12 protein-coding genes are annotated in these 17,039 nt (G+C 48.2%); 8 read left to right on the top strand and 4 right to left on the bottom strand.

The window, feature by feature from the left end; genetic code table 11:
• Position 1: 1 nt before the first annotated feature.
• Positions 2–1,027 (top strand): PAS domain-containing protein, encoded by a 1,026-nt coding sequence (locus FJ444_RS15020; protein ID WP_140959535.1) that lies wholly within the window; start codon positions 2–4, stop codon positions 1,025–1,027.
• Between the two features lie 46 nt (positions 1,028–1,073).
• On the opposite strand, the gene FJ444_RS15015 is transcribed toward FJ444_RS15020, so the two are convergent.
• Both FJ444_RS15015 and FJ444_RS15010 read right to left on the bottom strand, forming a co-directional pair.
• Entirely contained in the window at positions 1,074–2,045 is a 972-nt protein-coding gene (locus tag FJ444_RS15015) for a hypothetical protein (protein ID WP_140959533.1), read from the bottom strand.
• The gene (locus tag FJ444_RS15010) at positions 2,042–2,860 is read right to left on the bottom strand and encodes a hypothetical protein (RefSeq protein WP_140959532.1); all 819 of its coding nucleotides are present in this window, start codon (positions 2,858–2,860) and stop codon (positions 2,042–2,044) included. The genes FJ444_RS15015 and FJ444_RS15010 overlap by 4 nt, the downstream gene beginning before the upstream one ends.
• Before the next feature lie 532 nt (positions 2,861–3,392).
• Between FJ444_RS15010 and FJ444_RS15005 the strand changes: the two genes are divergently transcribed.
• The gene (locus FJ444_RS15005; protein WP_140959530.1) at positions 3,393–6,521 is read left to right on the top strand and encodes a TonB-dependent receptor; all 3,129 of its coding nucleotides are present in this window, start codon (positions 3,393–3,395) and stop codon (positions 6,519–6,521) included.
• Positions 6,522–6,735: 214 nt separating this feature from the next.
• Here FJ444_RS15005 and argR read toward each other — a convergent pair whose 3' ends face one another.
• A complete protein-coding gene (gene argR, locus FJ444_RS15000; protein ID WP_140959528.1) occupies positions 6,736–7,200 on the bottom strand; it encodes a transcriptional regulator ArgR in 465 nt (154 codons plus the stop codon).
• A 325-nt stretch (positions 7,201–7,525) separates the two neighbouring features.
• Here argR and mdh point away from each other — a divergent pair, with 325 nt between their 5' ends.
• Positions 7,526–8,464: a malate dehydrogenase gene (gene mdh / locus FJ444_RS14995; RefSeq protein ID WP_140959526.1), complete on the top strand. Its 939-nt coding sequence runs from the start codon at positions 7,526–7,528 to the stop codon at positions 8,462–8,464.
• Positions 8,465–8,563: 99 nt separating this feature from the next.
• On the opposite strand, the gene ppc is transcribed toward mdh, so the two are convergent.
• Positions 8,564–11,185: a phosphoenolpyruvate carboxylase gene (ppc, locus tag FJ444_RS14990; protein ID WP_140959524.1), complete on the bottom strand. Its 2,622-nt coding sequence runs from the start codon at positions 11,183–11,185 to the stop codon at positions 8,564–8,566.
• A 244-nt stretch (positions 11,186–11,429) separates the two neighbouring features.
• Between ppc and FJ444_RS14985 the strand changes: the two genes are divergently transcribed.
• From FJ444_RS14985 to fabV, 5 genes are all read left to right on the top strand, one after another.
• A complete protein-coding gene (locus tag FJ444_RS14985) occupies positions 11,430–12,050 on the top strand; it encodes an FKBP-type peptidyl-prolyl cis-trans isomerase (RefSeq protein WP_140959522.1) in 621 nt (206 codons plus the stop codon).
• Between the two features lie 293 nt (positions 12,051–12,343).
• Positions 12,344–12,874, top strand: coding sequence for a TRAP transporter small permease subunit (locus FJ444_RS14980; RefSeq protein WP_140959520.1), 531 nt, complete (start codon positions 12,344–12,346; stop codon positions 12,872–12,874).
• 1 nt (position 12,875) lies between these two features.
• Positions 12,876–14,258, top strand: coding sequence for a TRAP transporter large permease subunit (locus tag FJ444_RS14975; RefSeq protein WP_140959518.1), 1,383 nt, complete (start codon positions 12,876–12,878; stop codon positions 14,256–14,258).
• 10 nt (positions 14,259–14,268) lie between these two features.
• Positions 14,269–15,363, top strand: coding sequence for a TRAP transporter substrate-binding protein (locus FJ444_RS14970; RefSeq protein WP_140959516.1), 1,095 nt, complete (start codon positions 14,269–14,271; stop codon positions 15,361–15,363).
• 97 nt (positions 15,364–15,460) lie between these two features.
• Positions 15,461–16,639, top strand: coding sequence for an enoyl-ACP reductase FabV (gene fabV, locus FJ444_RS14965; protein WP_140959514.1), 1,179 nt, complete (start codon positions 15,461–15,463; stop codon positions 16,637–16,639).
• Positions 16,640–17,039 lie beyond the last annotated feature (400 nt).

The following is a 17,039-nucleotide window of genomic DNA, read 5'->3' as shown; positions in this document are numbered from 1 at the left end:
GATGAATACAAAGGAAGAGCAGGCTCAGAAGGACGATCAGGATATTGCTGCAATCACAAACGGCGAAGGCTTGTTGCACTACCTTGAGAATGAGTTGCACGACTTATTACATGAAGATGTCCTGATGTTTGATTTTTTCCAGGATGCCGCCAGTGATGGCATGTGGTACTGGGATTTAATTGAAACCGATAATGAGTGGATGAGCCCAAAGTTCTGGAAAACGTTGGGAATTGATCCTACCACCAAACAGCATCTGGCGTCGGAATGGCAGGATCTAATTTATGAAGAAGACCTGGAGGTTGCCAGGCGCAACCTGAAGTTACATTTAGCCAATCCCGATTTCCCCTACGATCAAATTGTACGGTATTACCACCGCGATGGCTCTACAGTGTGGATCCGTTGTCGTGGTATCGCTATTTATAATAGCGTAGGACAAGCTATTCGGCTTTTGGGGTCCCACACCGATCTTACACCGGTAATGGAAAAGCAACAGGCGCTAATCGCATCGCAACACAAAGCAGAACACCTGGAACGGTACGTTAATGATTTGGAACATGAATTAAATGTAACCAAGTCACATTTGGGGTTTGTTGAGCGTAGGCTCAGCGAGTGTCAGCCCGAAGACGATTTTGGCTTTTTAAACCCTAATTTGTTCGTTATAACCGTGAACACGTTAATTCGTAGTGCTCATGCCATAGGTGCCAAGCTTATCACATTGAGGATTGATATTAGTTCGCGCAATGCCATTGAACAGGTAGCCGAAATATCAACCAAAACGCTAAACGTATTAAAAGCGGTGGCTCCCAGTTATTGTTTCACGCGCATAAATGAAAACTTAATTTGTGGTGTAGGTATTAAAATCAGTGTCGAAGCAGCGGCCGAAATGGTTGAAAACATCAACAGACAGCTTTATTCAGTTAAATGGCTAACGGTAAAACCGCAACTGGATGTGACGTACAAAGTGATCAATCCGCTCGGTGAAGAATGCAGCGATTTTGCTCATTGTTGTGAGTTGTTATTACGCTAACCCGCTTGTTGTGCAGTCATTTAGTACCAGATGGTTATTTTGCGGATTAATCGCCAATAATCACAATATCAGACGATACCAGCCCGCTCATTGCATAAGAGTGCTGTTTCGACCTTGAACCTTCACCTTGGGCGCGCGGTGGGTAGTACTTGCTTTTCTCTTCACTGTATCCTGCAAATACTTCATCTAATGCCGCGCGAATTTCACTCAGTGTTTTGTCTAAATTGGCGTTGAAGTCGGGTCGCTTACGCTTGGTGTGTCCGAGATCCATCAAACGGCCAAATGCCTTGTTTGCCTGCGCGGTAAGCTCTGGCGGAATATCTTTATGATGAAGTAGCATGGCATCGGGGTTGTCGATACAGTAGTGCAAGAGCGCGGTGTAGAAACATAAAGGCTTGTTTTGCAATTGCACGGTAACGGCATTTACCCCATTACCAATGGTTTTGTCATTTAAGTTGATCACCAGTTTTGGCTCAGGTGCTATCTCGGGTAGTTGTTGGGGCAGGGACTCCGGCTGAATGATTTTTCTGGCTGGTTTAATGTTCATCAGCACAGGCACCAATAGTGCTGCGGCGAAAAAGGCCAATGGGCTAAAGGCCAAATATCGGTATAGCGGCAGTGAAGCTATCTGTATTTGTACTGTTTGCTCGGAGTTCTGCAATGTAATTGGCGTTAACCGGGCATTGTCAAAATTTGCTGAAGTATTATCGGCACTTACCGATTGTATAGATACCAGGGCGATACCGGTATCAGGGTTAGACAGGGTTGCGTTTAGCCTGGCAAGGTAGTCTTTCAGCGTATATTGATTAGGCGGCGTATTCAGTGTGCTGTTGCCCACATCGAGAAACTGTAAATCCAGGCTGATACGACTTTGTAAGCGATCGATGGTTTCGTGTTCGGCATACAGACGCGCAGCCGCCTGACCTAAAAAGGCACCAAGCTGAAAAATCACTAACAGTATTAAAAACAGTACCGCACCTTTAAACCAGTCTTCTGGCTTTACGTTATAGGCTTTCATGATGTTGCGCAGTCTCCAATCAGCTCAACATCCCGATAGTATTTACGCGGGTGGTTTGCCGATATATCGGCAATGACCTGTTGCAATGCACAGCGAAGGTCGGTGTTGTGGGTTTGCATTTTTAAATACCAGCGCATGCCGGGAACGCTGCTTTCCAGAGATGTAATGTAATTGCGTGACAGTATTTCTTCGTCGCCTTTGCCCCAGTAGCTGGCAATGATATCTACTTCACCTGCCAACAATGCGCCGCGTAACTCCTGATGCGAATTGTAGTAATACAAACTAATATTATTGTCATTTAATCCCAGCTGTTGCAGCACCGTTTTGGGTACAATATGGCCTGAGCGGCTACTGGGGTAATCAAGAATACCAATACGCTTGCCCAGTAAAAACTCTTTATTTAGGCGGGGCTTTTCGCGTAGGGCGATAAAATACGCGCTGTAGTCCGGATGGGCGGCAATATCGTCGTAGTGGTAAATTTGGTCTGCGCCAAAAGCCAGTACTACGTTACTTTTTACCAACGTAAGTTCGGGCACGCCGTGATTAATATAGCGGAACGTATCGAAATCGTTGCGTCCAATGGTGATGGCAACATTGCCAAACTGCCTTTGTACTACCTTATTGTTGCATAAAAGAGGCAATGCCATTTCTGCAATTGACAGTTCGGTAAGGTATACATGAAATATCTGTTGGTTACCCGAAAGTGGGCTTTCACAAGTTAACTGGCTGGCAGTTTGCGGTGGAATACTGGGCGCTGACTGAAAATTGCGGATAAACCCAACCAGCGCACAACATATAAAAATGAGTGCGATCAATGAGGTCCGAATTGTTCTATTCAGTCGTAGCGGGTGCAAAAGAATTTTCGCTTAGTTTTATTTATTCAGCCAATTTGACCAGTTAATGTTATTTATTGCAACAAGTAAGTTTACTTTAAGCGCATAAGTTGTTGGTTTTTAAAATTTTTGTATAAATAACTTTGAATTGGCTTAACCGCTGTTTATTCGTTGTGGTTGTGCGAAAAATATACCCGGGCTTGTGAGCAGGGCCGAGAGTTCCTATAAGCTCAGTAAAAGTTTGACCGTTTGTTCAGGAAAAAATAAAAATACCAAGCGTTGTCAGTTCATTGTGAAATGCAACCGGAACAGATTTGTCATATTGCTGAAACAATAATAATGAACAATCTCGGCCCGATTTACGCTTTTACGGATAACTTAAAATCACTGGCGATATACTGACAGTGAGAAAAACAAATTGCCTTTATACGTAGACCGCTTATTACGACAGTAGTTCCCGGCGAACGATAAAGACAAACGCCTAATGAATATATAATGCATGGGAAACACACTAATGATGACAAAATCTAAGTTCAATCGCGTAGCGATTGCGGTGGCGATGTCTGTTGGTTTGTCTGCTGCAGCTATGGCTCAGGAGACATCATCAGGTATCAACGGCCGCGTAGTTGGCCCACAGGGTGCGCCAGCAGCGGGCACAGTAATTACAGTTAAGCACGTGCCTACCGGTAGTGTTAAAACTATTACTGCTAACGCAAATGGTCAGTTCAGCCTGTCGGGTTTGCGTGTAGGTGGTCCATACGAAATCACGATGGATTCTGATACGTTCGAAGACGCCACAATTACTGACGTTTATTTGTCGTTAAGTGAGCCTCTGAATCTGAACAACTTCCAGCTGGCCACTCAGGCAGACGTAGAGCGCATCGAAGTAACTGCTTCGCAAATCGCGTCTATTGCGTTTGGTCAAAAAGGCCCTTCTTCTAACTTCAGTCTGGAAGAACTGCAAAACGCACCGGCTATTAACCGTGATATTAAAGATCTGGTTCGTGCCGATCCACGTGTTTATATCGATGAGTCATTCTCGGACGGTATTCAGTGTGCGGGTGCATCACCGCGTTTTAACAGCTTAACGCTGGATGGTATGCGTTTGAACGACAACTTCGGTCTGAACTCAAACGGTTACCCAACTGAAAGTATTCCTTTCTCTTACGACGCAATCGAGCAGGTTGCTGTTGAATTAGCACCGTTCGACGTAGAGTACGGCGGTTTTACTGCGTGTAACATCAACGCGGTAACTAAAGCGGGTACTAACGAAATTCACGGTACTGCGTTCTACGACTTCACGTCTGATTCACTGAAAGGTGATTCAATTGACGGTGACGATATCGACAACGGTAACTACACCGAAAAACGCTACGGTTTCACCGTAGGTATGCCTCTGATCAAAGACAACCTGTTCCTGTTTGGTGCCTATGAGAAGAAAGAAGGCGTTCGTCTTCACGAGTACGCAGGTTTAGCCCGCGCGACTGAAGCTGAGCTGGCTGAAATCTCTCGTATTTCTCAGGAAGTGTACGGCTACAACCCAGGTGGCTTTAAAGGTTCTTCTCCGGTAACAGACGAAAAACTGTTGTTAAAACTGGACTGGAACATTAACGAAGATCACCGTGCTACTCTGGTATACAACTGGAACGACGGTTTCACCATTTCTGAGTCTGATACCGGTACTACCCGTTTATCATACGACGGTCACTTCTATGAGCGTGGCGCAGAAATCGAAACTATCGTAGCGTCTGTTTACTCAGACTGGACGCCGGATTTCTCTACCGAATTCCGCATTGGTAAAACCAAACTGGACAACCGTCAGATTTCTGTTGATGCAGCAACTGGCTTCGGTGAAGTACAGGTTCGTACAGACAGCGGTGTAACCGTGTATCTGGGCCCGGATGACTCTCGTCAGGCTAACGACCTGAACTGGGATAACCTGACGTTCAAGTTAGCAGGTACCTACCTGTTAGGTGATCACACGATTACTGCGGGTATTGAATACGAAGACTTAGACGTATTTAACCTGTTTATGCAGCACCGCATCGGTGAGTATCAGTTCAACTCAATCGCTGACTTTGAAGCGGGCTTAGCTAACCGTATTTACTACAACAACGCCGCGGGCACTAACGATCCAAACGACGTAGCAGCAAGCTTCAGCTTTGCTACTACTACTCTGTATGCGCAGGACGAGTTTTACTTTAACGACGACCTGACGCTGTTAATTGGTTTGCGTTACGACAAGTGGTCTTCTGATGACCGCCCGGTATACAACCAGGCGTTTGAAGACAAATTCGGTTTCGCCAATACCGGCAACCTGGATGGTAAAGACCTGTTACAACCACGCGTTGGCTTTAACTATGTAGTGAGCGACGACATGGAAGTACACGGTGGCTTTGGTCTGTACTCTGGTGGTAACCCTAACGTTTGGGTATCTAACGCTTACTCTAACGACGGTGTTACTCAGGTATTTGCTCGTGAATTCCGTATTCCTGGCTGGCAGTCTGGCACCACCAGTATTCTGGACCTGGACCTGGTTGGTAACGGCAACCCGATTTACGCTCCACCACAAGGAATGTACGACTACGTTACTAACTACCCAACCAATGGGTCTTCTAGCTTCGTAGTAGCGATGGATCCTAACTTCGAAATTCCTACCGAATGGAAGTACGCGTTGGGCTTAACCTACCTGGCACCTGGCGATTACCTGGTACAGGCTGACTTGTTGTACACCGACAAGAAAGACGCAGCTACTTACATTGAGCCCGCCCGTGAAGTTACTGGGTACGGCCCGGATGGTCGTCCAGTTTACTCAGGTTCAAACAGTACATTCCTGTTAACCAACGTGAAAGGCGATTCTGGCGATGCCACTACGCTGTCGTTAGCAGTGTCTAAAGAATACGATTTCGGTCTGGATGTGAGCGTAGCGTATGCTTACAACGATTCAACCGACGTTAACCCAATGACCAGTTCTGTAGCCGGTTCGAACTACTCTCAGTTCGCGACCAGCGATCCAAACGATCCGGGTGTAGCGACGTCTAACTACAACATCCCGCACCGTTTCACGCTGCGTTTAGGCTATAAGCAAGAGTTTATCGACGGCTATACAACCCGCTTCAGCGTGTTTGCATCGGCTAACGAAGGCCGTGGCATGAGCTACACCTTCGGTGATAACATCGATGCCTACTACGGCGACGACGACACAGGCGGTGGCCGCCAGTTGTTGTACGTGCCAACTGCTAACGACGCGAACGTTGTATACGCAGACGGCTTCGACCTGGATGCATTTAACGCGTTTATCGCTGCCGAAGGCCTGAGCCGCGGCAAGATTGCAGGTCGTAACTCAACTAATGGCGACTGGTGGACAAAAGTTGACGTTCGCGTAAGCCAGGAGCTGCCAGCATTTGCTGAAGGTCATAGCGCGTCTGCGTTCTTTGTTATCGAAAACCTGGGCAACCTGTTGAACGATGACTGGGGCGTACTGAGACAAGGTAACTTCGTGTCTGAGTCAGTAGTTGAAGCGTCTGTAAATGATGCAGGTCAGTACGTGTACGAGACTTTCTACGGTGCAGACCAGCGTGACAGCTACTCTACTGCTGCGTCTCTGTGGGAAATCCGTGTAGGTATTAACTACCGTTTCTAAGCCACAGCGCTTAATACTAAAAAACCCCGCGCTTGCGGGGTTTTTTGTTTGTGCTTGCTGCGCCTGGTTTAAGACTACTGTGCTCTGGGCCTAAGCTCACCAAACTGGATGTTTACTGTTTAAGCTAACGGCTTATTAGACTACAAGCCAACGAGTTGTACGAATCCAATGCGGGCTTTTACCAATCTTTTGTGAGTATTGGTATTCATCAACATCACACGTTTTCAAACAGGTCTTCTACCCGCTGCCTGAGATCTTCAATTTTACTGACATCCGCTGGCGCGATAAAAATCGTATCGTCACCGGCAATGGTACCCAGTACACCGTCTTTTTTACTGAGTGAATCGAGCAGTCTGGCAATTAATTGCGCTGCGCCCGGGCTGGTGCGGATGATCACCATTACGTTGTTATGCACAATGTCGAGTACCAGCTGTTTTAGCGGGCTTTTGGCGGTAGGCATGCCCAGCTCAGGTGGCAAACAGTACACCATGTCGCCGCGCGCATTGCGGGTGCGCACCGCACCAAATTTACTCAGCATGCGTGAGATTTTACTTTGGCTGATATTGCTAAACCCCTGAATCTTCAGGCCGTCGACAATCTCCCCCTGGGAGCCATAGCTTTCGGCTTTCAGAATTTCTTTAAATGCTTTAATCAGTTCTTCTTGTTTTTGGTTAGCCATATTCACCTGTCGTTTTAATTAAAGTGGTCACTGCTGGCTTCGGAATTATTTTTCGGCTTGCCAGTTAGCTTGGTGTATACTCTTGCAGGCGAATTTGCTTTGCGGTTTATTTGCGCCGTCGCCCGATATAACGTAAACCCGGTATCGTGCCACAGTGCGCATTAAAAAACAATCAAAATGCATATTTATGCAGTTATTTTGAATATAACTCTGTGATTCACCCAATCTTCTTCCATAAGACCAATAGGTGATTGAGTTTTTTGTCGACATGAATTAGTGTGTCGAGCCGTTATTAAACGTGATTCTTTCCATGAGGAGAAATGGTATGAAAGTAGCCGTGTTAGGTGCTGCCGGTGGTATTGGTCAGGCGCTGTCATTATTGTTAAAAACACAATTGCCAGCGGGTTCTGAACTGTCTTTGTACGACGTTGCGCCAGTTGTTCCTGGTGTAGCTGTTGATTTGAGCCACATCCCTACAGCAGTTAAAGTAACCGGTCACGGTAAAGACAACCTGGCAGATGCGCTGAAAGGTTGTGACATCGTATTGATCCCGGCTGGTGTACCGCGTAAGCCTGGTATGGATCGTTCAGACCTGTTTAATATCAACGCTGGTATTGTTAAAGCGCTGGTTGAAAGCATTGCTGATAACTGCCCGGAAGCCTGTACTTGTATTATTACCAACCCGGTAAATACCACTGTTGCCATTGCTGCTGAAACACTGAAAGCCAAAGGCGTATACAACAAAAACAAACTGTTCGGCGTAACCACACTTGACGTAATCCGTGCAGAAACTTTTGTTGCTGAGCTGAAAGGCCTGGATCCGGCAAACACTCACGTTCCGGTAATTGGTGGTCACTCTGGCACAACCATTCTGCCTCTGCTGTCTCAGGTTGAAGGCGTTACCTTTACCGATGAAGAAGTGGCTTCATTAACTACCCGCATTCAAAACGCAGGTACTGAAGTAGTAGAAGCTAAAGCAGGTGGCGGATCAGCTACGCTGTCTATGGGTCAGGCGGCAGCGCGCTTCTGCTTGTCTCTGGTTGCTGCAATGCAAGGCGACAACGTGGTTGAGTACACTTACGTACAAACTGACGACAGCGACGACGCAGCCTTCTTCTCTCACCCTGTTCGCCTTGGTGCAAACGGTGTTGAAGAAATCCTGCCATATGGTGCGCTGAGTGCGTTCGAGCAAAAAGCAAAAGACGACATGCTGGAAGGTCTGCGTGGCGATATCAAAATTGGTGTAGAGTTTGTAAACGCGTAATTGCCAATACAATACCAACCCAATAAAAAAGCCGGTGAAAACCGGCTTTTTTGTGGGTAATGGCCAGTTAATTGGGATAACCAGCCAAGAAAACACAGATCAACCTGTGTTTCGCATCCCTATCGCAATGCCACTGATGGCAACCATCATTGCTTTATCCAGATTGGCATCGTGCTCATCTTCGGCTAACTGACGAATGCGCGACAGCAGCTCAATTTGCAAATAATGCAGTGGTTCTAAGTACGCTGCGCGGATATTCATAGACTCGCGCCCAGTAGGGTCTGATTCCATAATGGTTTTCTGACCGGTAATTTCCAGCAGCAGTGCAATCGATTCTTTTAGCTCAGCGCGCAGCGCTTCACCAAAATGCTTGAGTTCGCTGGGCACTAAGCGACTATCGTATTCTTCACTAATGCGCGGATCCGCTTTTTGGAACACCATGTCCAACATGGATAAACGCGACTTGAAGAATGGCCAGTTTTGCAGCATTTCTTTCAGGGTGTCTTCGTTACCCTCTTTTCTTACTGCATCAATGGCACGCATACTGCCCAACCATGCAGGCAGAACCAAACGGGTTTGTGCCCAGGCAAAAATCCAAGGAATCGCGCGCAGGCTTTCAATGCCGCCAGTCGGTTTGCGCTTAGCCGGGCGACTACCCAGTGGCAGCTTACCCAGTTCCTGTTCTGGTGTCGCAACACGGAAGTAAGGTACAAACTCTGGATCCTGACGCACCACGCCACGGTAGAAGTCACGGCCTTTGGCAGCCATGTCTTTCATAAGCTGACGCCATTCGTCTTTAGGTGCCGGTGGCGGGAACAGCATGGCTTCAATAATCGCACTGGTGTAGATACCCAGGCTGCGCTTGGCAAGCAATGGCATACCAAACTTATAGCGAATGGTTTCACCCTGCTCAGTCACACGGAAACCGCCGTCCAATGAACCAGGAGGTTGCGAATGAATAGCAGCGTGGGCAGGCAAACCACCACGGCCGATTGTACCACCGCGACCGTGGAATAGCGTTAACGTAACGTCAAACTCTTCTGCCAGCGCTACCAGTGCTTCCTGAGACTCGTACTGAGCCCAGCCCGCAGCAATAGCACCGGCATCTTTGGCTGAGTCGGAGTAACCAATCATCACAAACTGTTTACCCTGAATGTAACCCCGATACCAGTCAACGCTTAGTAGCTTGCGCATAACGGTAGGGGAGTTGTTCAGGTCGTCCAGCGTTTCGAACAATGGCGCTACCGGCATCGGCCAGTCAACGCCCATTTCCTGCAACAGGAGTTGTACGGCCATCACATCAGAGGCTTCGCTTGCCATCGAAATGATATAAATACCGAAGCCATGGCGGCTGTGGTTAGCGATAACCTTACAGGTATCCAGCACTTCCTGTACGTCTGCAGAAGGCTGCCAGTTACGTGGAAATAATGGACGTTTTGAACTCAATTCACGCAGCAGGAAAGATTGCTTGTCGGCTTCGCTCCACTGTCCGTAATCGCCCAGTCCCAAATAACGGGTAACTTCTGCCAGCACATCGGCATGGCGCTGTGAGTCCTGGCGCACATCCAGACGCAGCAAATGAATACCAAAACACTTAACCCGGCGGATGGTGTCTAATAAATAGCCGTTGGCAGTCCCTTCCAGGCCGCTTTCGCACAACGACTGATAACACAGCATTAGCGGCTCAAGTAATTCATCGTTGTCCTGAAGCCATGCGCTTGAATCGTAAGGGCGACCATTAAAGAAGTCGGAGATACCATCGCGTGTATCAGCGCAGCGCTTTACCAGTGGGCGCAAAATCGCGCGGTAAGGCTCTAATTGCTCACCAACGGCGGCCTTGAGTTTGCCATTGCACGCGTTCATCGACAATTCAACCTGTAAGCGATCGAGATCGATAGTTAACAATTTTGCTGCGCGACGACGTGCCAGCAACAATACTTCTTCGGTAACCTTGGCGGTTACAAACGGGTTGCCGTCGCGGTCGCCGCCCATCCATGAACTAAAATGGATAGGTGCTGCGTCAATCGGCAATCTAACGTTGTAATCTTGTTGTAAGCGCTCGTCTAAATCGCGCAGAAACTCTGGCACAGCTTCCCACAGGGAATTTTCAATCACCGAGAATCCCCAGCGCGCTTCGTCGACTGGCGTTGGGCGCACAGAACGGATTTCTTCGGTGTGCCAGGCCTGACTGATTAAATCGGCAATGCGAATCTCTAAGCGTTTGCGCTCGGCATCTGTAAGTTCTTCGTGGTGAATACTCTTTAAGCAAATCGCCAGTTCTTTGTGCTTGTGAATCAGCGTGCGACGGAATACTTCGGTTGGGTGAGCGGTAAGCACCAGATCAATATCCAGTTTGGCAACCGCTTGCTCTACTTCCAGCGCAGACAGTTCTGCTTTGTCCAGATGCGCAAACAAGGAGTCTATGGAGGCTTCTACGTTAAGACCGGCATTGTATTCCTGTTCGGCAATGTTACCCAGATTCAAAAATTGTGCGAAGGCACGGGCAACAACCAGTAACTCGCTGTCTGACATGGTTCTGAAAGTTTCTTTCAGACTTGTACTACAATCGTTGTCGCCTTTGTATGACGCGCGGCCATCGAGGCGGATCTTTTCAATCTTAGCCAACCAATCGGTGCCCAGTTGCGCCTTGATGGTTTCGCCTAAGGTCTTTCCTAAATAACGTACAGTGTCTTTTAACTGTGCATCGTAATGTGATTGCATGGTGCCCTCCCTATAACAATGCCGATAACATTACTGTTTCCGCGGGCGCTTGTCTAATCACATTTTGCATAAAATGCCACAGCGACGCACCGTTTAGGCTCACTAAATCAAAGGCACGGGCAGGCAGGGCAAGGGTGTGTTACACTGTCGTCCCGATGAAAATGAACGTGTTATAATTTTTCAGAATATTTCATAAATTGTTTGAAATTTACGCGTTTTATGTAATTTACTTTCAGGAGTGACTGTGTCAGATCAATTTAAGACAGTAGAAACCCAGGCCAGCTATGGAATTGGTTTTCAAATGGGCCAGCAATTGCAATCGAATCCGTTTGAAGGCCTTGACCTGGATTCAGTAGTAGCCGGCTTAAAAGATGCGTTTACCGGCCAGGCGCCACAGGTAGACAACGATACACTGCGCGATGCATTTGGGGCTATTCATCAGCGAATGCAGGCCGCTAAAGCCGAAAAGCATAAAGAAGCTATTGCTGAGGGTGAAAGCTTCCTGGCTGATAACGCCAAGCGCGAAGGCGTAGTAGTAACCGGTTCTGGCCTGCAGTACGAAGTACTGACCGCCGGTGACGGTGCTAAGCCAACCGCAAGCAGCACAGTACGCACGCATTACCATGGTACGCTGATCAACGGCTCTGTTTTCGACAGCTCTTATGATCGCGGTCAGCCTGCTGAGTTCCCGGTAGGTGGCGTAATCAAAGGTTGGACTGAAGCATTGCAAATGATGCCTGTAGGTTCGAAGTGGCGTTTATACGTGCCGCACAACCTGGCTTACGGTGAGCAAGGTGCAGGTGGTGCGATTGCACCTTACAGCACACTGGTATTTGATGTTGAGTTGTTAGACATCGTTGCTTAAATGCTAGCCATTGGCTATCCATTGGCTATCCATTGGCTAGCCTGATTCAGGCTACAGCCAGCATCAGGTGCTTGTTGCCAGCCCGCTCGTTATAGCGGGCTTTGCGCAACATTATTTTCTGCCCGCTAATCCTATCCCCGGCACATACTGTTGTCAGTCTGTTCAGCCTTGGTTTTCACAAAACCCACTAAATATCCACGCGACTTGCCATAAGCCGTTGGCAAAGAAGCCAAATAGCTTTAGTCTAGCCCACTATTAACAAGTTTTTTTCAATTGTTGCGTGATTATTCGTTATGGCCATTTCTTCCACAACGCTTGAGCCCGTCATTCGGGCAATCGATACTTTCAGCCGCCGTATTTGTGTGCTCTGCAGTGCACTGTCGCTGGTAATGGTGGCGGTAATGCTGCTTATTGTTATATTCCGCTATGGTTTTCAGTTGGGCTGGATTGCACTGCAGGAGTCTGTTACTTACCTGCATGCTGCGGTGTTTTTACTGGCACTCGGTTATACCTTGCAGTGCGACGGACATGTGCGGGTAGATGTATTTTATCGCCGCTTCTCTGAACGCCAACAAGCCCGGGTAAATTTCTGGGGAACGCTGGTACTGCTCATTCCTGTGTGTTGTTTTTTACTGTATTACTCAGTGCCCTATGCGGCTGACTCGTGGGCGTTGTTAGAATCGTCCAAGGAACCAGGGGGCTTACCGCTGGTGTTTGTGCTGAAGTCCCTGATCCCAATAGGCATTGGTATTTTGCTATTACAGGGGGTCAGTGAGTTGTGCCGAAGCTTTATAGGCTGGCGCTGTAGCAGGGAGGCCGAATAGCATGGAATGGCTGGCATTAGTTCTGTTTGCCTGCGTATGCGCAGTGTTGTTATTGGGTTATCCGGTGGCGCTTACGCTTGCTGGGGTATCGCTGATCTTTGCAGCCATTGGCTCTGTTGCCGGTGGATTTGACGCGTCTTACCTCACAGCCATGCCAAACCGCCTGTTTGGTATTGTGTCGAACGAAACCCTGATTGCCGTTCCCTTGTTTGTTTTTATGGGGGTAATGCTGGAAAAGTCTAAGGTAGCTGAGTCGCTGCTGGTGGCCATGGCATCATTGCTGGGTAAATACCGCAGTGGTATGGCCGTGTCGGTGGTGCTGGTGGGGATGCTACTGGCCGCGAGTACCGGAATTGTGGGCGCAACGGTAGTTACCATGGGGTTATTATCGCTGCCTTCCATGCTCAAGCGCGGTTATTCACCGGCCTTCGCAACCGGCGCTATTTGCGCAACGGGTACACTTGGGCAAATCATACCCCCGTCGATTGCACTTATTCTGCTAGGCGACGTGTTGTCGAGTGCGTATCAGAAAGCACAATTATCCATGGGGATCTTTTCGCCAGACTCAGTATCGGTGGGTGACCTGTTCGTAGGGGCCATAGTGCCGGGCTTATTACTGGTAGTGCTGTACTTAATTTACGTAATGATTGTGGGCATGAAGTCGGGTCAGTCAGGAAACGAAGTCAGTGACGAAAAAGCAGAAGCGCAAGGGCAGTCTGAACAATCACAGAGCTTGCTGGCGGCATTAATTCCGCCATTAATGCTGATAGTAGTGGTATTGGGGGCAATTTTGGGCGGCTTTGCCACCCCCACCGAAGCGGCGGGTGTTGGCGCAGCGGGCGCTATCATCCTGGCAGCCTTTAAGAAACAACTGTCGTTGGCGCAGTTAAAAGTCGTCACTATGGATACCACGCGAATGACAGCCATGGTGTTTATGATCCTGATTGGCGCATCGGTATTTTCACTGGTATTCCGTGGTTTTGGTGGCGAAGAGTTGATCCATGGTTTCCTTACTGAATTGCCGGGTGGCGTGTTTGGCGCCATGTTTGTGGTGATGCTGGTGGTGTTCGCGCTGGGCTTTATTCTGGATTTTATTGAGATCACGTTTGTAGTGGTGCCCATCGTTGCGCCGGTTCTGCTTGCGATGGGCGTCGATCCTGTATGGCTGGGGATCATGCTGGCGCTCAACCTGCAAACCTCATTTTTAACCCCGCCATTTGGTTTTGCGTTGTTTTATCTTCGTGGGGTCGCGCCGCCTGCCATACTAACGTCTGATATCTATCGTGGTGTTGTTCCCTTCATCATTATTCAGATTGTGCTATTAATAGGGTTAGCCATTTGGCCTGAGCTGGCCACCTGGTTGCCTGAAACGCTCTACAGCTAAGGATACAATAATGAAAAAAATACTATTGGCAGCACTGGGACTGGGCATGGCGTTAGGCCTGAGCGGTTGCCAGGACAACGCCAAGTCAGATACCAGCGTGGCGCAGGCTGCGCCGCAACAAACCTATGAATGGAAGTTAGTTACCTCGTGGCCGAAGAATTTTCCGGGGTTAGGCCAGGCACCGGAAACCTTTGCCGGGTACGTGAATGAAATGTCGGGTGGCCGCTTAACCGTAAAAGTATTTGGTGCCGGTGAACTGGTGCCTGGTTTTGAAGTGTTTGACGCCGTTGCTCAGGGCACAGCGGAAATGGGGCATGCCGGCGCCTATTACTGGAAGGGCAAAATGCCTGCTGCGCCAATATTTTCGGCGATTCCGTTTGGTATGAATGCCCAGGAAATGAATGGGTGGTTACACTACGGTGGCGGTTTGGAATTGTGGCAGGAGCTGTATAAACCGTTTGGGGTAGTGCCGTTTGCCGGCGGCAATACCGGCGTGCAAATGGCGGGTTGGTTTAAAAAAGAAATTAACAGCTTGCAGGATTTTCAGGGGCTGAAAATGCGTATTCCCGGCCTGGGCGGTGAAGTACTCAAAGCCGTGGGCGGCATTCCAGTTACGCTAACCGGTGGTGAAATCTTTACGTCATTGCAAACCGGTGCCATTGATGCCACTGAATGGGTGGGCCCCTACAACGATCTGGCATTTGGGTTATTCCGGGCTGCCGATTACTATTACACCAGCGGTTGGCACGAGCCAGGTACCCAATTAGAGTTTTTGGTGAACGAGCAAGCGCTGAACAGTTTGCCTGCTGATTTACAAGCTATTGTAAAAGTAGCCATGCGCGCTGCTAACCAGGACATGCTCGACGAATACACGGCGCGCAATAATGCTGCCATGAACAAACTCATTAACGAACATGGTGTAACGGCACGCGAATTACCACAGGATGTGCTTGAGGCACTGCGCAATGCGTCTGCAAAAGTGATGACAGAGCAGGCGGAAGCTGATCCGGACTTCAAACGAATTTACGATGCTTACCAGTCTTTCTTTGCCGGCGCGAAAAAATTCCACGGCATGTCAGAACAAGCGTATTACAACAATCGCTAATCAGATTGTTATATAAACCGGGTGATAGCTGCTCAGAGTTGTTATCATCCGGTGGTTTATTACAATACGCGCTAAAATTATAAAGGATAGTGTGACTATGGTTATTCAGCCCAAAATACGTGGCTTTATTTGTACAAATGCGCACCCAGTGGGTTGTGCAGCAGTTGTGTCAGAACAAATCGATTATATTCAAGGGCTTGGTGACTTAGGTCAGGGGCCTAAAAAGGTACTGGTTCTGGGTTGTTCTACCGGATATGGTCTGGCGTCGCGTATTACTTCGGCATTTGGCTATGGTGCGGCAACGCTGGGCGTGTGTTTCGAAAAAGAACCCAGCGATCGCAAAACCGGTACAGCGGGCTGGTACAACACCGCCGCTTTTCACAACAAAGCAAAAGCAGCTGGCTTATATGCTGAAACCCTTAATGGCGATGCGTTTTCTGCAGACATGAAGCAGGAAGTGATCGACAAAATCAAAGCTGACTTAGGTCAGGTGGATTTAGTGATCTACAGTTTGGCGGCACCTCGTCGTACCGACCCGGTAAGCGGCGAAGTATATAAGTCTACGCTGAAACCTGTGGGTCAGGCATACACCACTAAAACCTATGATACCGACAAAGATCTGGTTCACGATGTGAGCCTTGAACCAGCCAATGAAGAGGAAATCTTTAATACCGTTAAGGTAATGGGTGGTGAAGACTGGGAATTGTGGCTGGACGCGCTGGCTGAAGCCGGTGTATTGGCGGAAGGCTGTAAAACCACAGCATACACTTACATTGGTAAAGAGCTCACCTGGCCCATTTACGGTCAGGCAACCATTGGTAAAGCGAAAGAAGATCTGGATCGCGCAGCGAGTGCAATCAATAGCAAGTTATCGGTACTGAAAGCAGAGGCGCATGTATCGTCGTTAAAAGCACTGGTAACACAAGCCAGTTCTGCCATTCCGGTTATGCCGCTATACATCTCTTTGCTGTATCGCGTGATGAAAAACGAAGGCACACATGAAGGCTGTATTGAGCAAATCGCTGGTTTGTACAAAGACTGCCTGTACGGCAGTGAGCCTGTGCTGGATGCGCAAAACCGTTACCGCATGGATGGCAAGGAAACGAATGATGCTACACAGGCTGTGATCAAAGGGCTGTGGGATCAGGTAACTCAGGACAACTTCCATGAGTTGAGTGACTACGCCGGGTACCACCATGAATTCCTGCGATTATTTGGTTTTGACGTTAACGGTGTGGATTACGATGCCGATGTCGATCCGATGGTAAATTGGTAAAACCATTGTATAACTAATATAAGCCGTCTTTATGACGGCTTATTTGTTTGCTTTATGCTGGAATTGCCGTGATTTTGCCGGAAGTTTGACCGTGTGGTTTAATTTACGACCAAGGTGGTAGGTTGATTGTACAGTTTAATCCGATAAAAATAGTGCATAATCTGCGAATTGCGTAGCGCAACTTGTAAGGATGATGCTAAAATTCCGAAATTAAGTAGAGGAGCTTTTCAGATCTTCTCGTTCGCCTAGTTAACAGGCGTTAAAACCATGCGCTAATAACAACAATAAAATTGTTAACACTGGCAAATTCTAACTATAAAAGATCAGCTTGATTGCGAAGTGAACAAGAGCTTTGAGGGTTTGTTACGACCTTCAATAGTACAGTAGGGTGAGCATAGTA

Source organism: Aestuariibacter sp. GS-14 (assembly GCF_006494365.1).
Lineage (GTDB): Bacteria > Pseudomonadota > Gammaproteobacteria > Enterobacterales > Alteromonadaceae > Alteromonas > Alteromonas mangrovi.
Note: the sequence above shows the minus strand (reverse complement) of the source record. Positions and strands in the feature narration are given on the sequence as shown.

Coding starts and splice junctions, on each gene's coding strand:
- mdh (WP_140959526.1), top strand. CDS start 7,526: ATGAAAGTAGCCGTGTTAGGTGCTGCCGGTGGTATTGGTCAGGCGCTG.
- ppc (WP_140959524.1), bottom strand. CDS start 11,185: ATGCAATCACATTACGATGCACAGTTAAAAGACACTGTACGTTATTTA.
- FJ444_RS14980 (WP_140959520.1), top strand. CDS start 12,344: ATGGCCATTTCTTCCACAACGCTTGAGCCCGTCATTCGGGCAATCGAT.
- FJ444_RS15015 (WP_140959533.1), bottom strand. CDS start 2,045: ATGAAAGCCTATAACGTAAAGCCAGAAGACTGGTTTAAAGGTGCGGTA.
- FJ444_RS14970 (WP_140959516.1), top strand. CDS start 14,269: ATGAAAAAAATACTATTGGCAGCACTGGGACTGGGCATGGCGTTAGGC.
- FJ444_RS15005 (WP_140959530.1), top strand. CDS start 3,393: ATGATGACAAAATCTAAGTTCAATCGCGTAGCGATTGCGGTGGCGATG.
- argR (WP_140959528.1), bottom strand. CDS start 7,200: ATGGCTAACCAAAAACAAGAAGAACTGATTAAAGCATTTAAAGAAATT.
- fabV (WP_140959514.1), top strand. CDS start 15,461: ATGGTTATTCAGCCCAAAATACGTGGCTTTATTTGTACAAATGCGCAC.
- FJ444_RS15020 (WP_140959535.1), top strand. CDS start 2: ATGAATACAAAGGAAGAGCAGGCTCAGAAGGACGATCAGGATATTGCT.
- FJ444_RS14975 (WP_140959518.1), top strand. CDS start 12,876: ATGGAATGGCTGGCATTAGTTCTGTTTGCCTGCGTATGCGCAGTGTTG.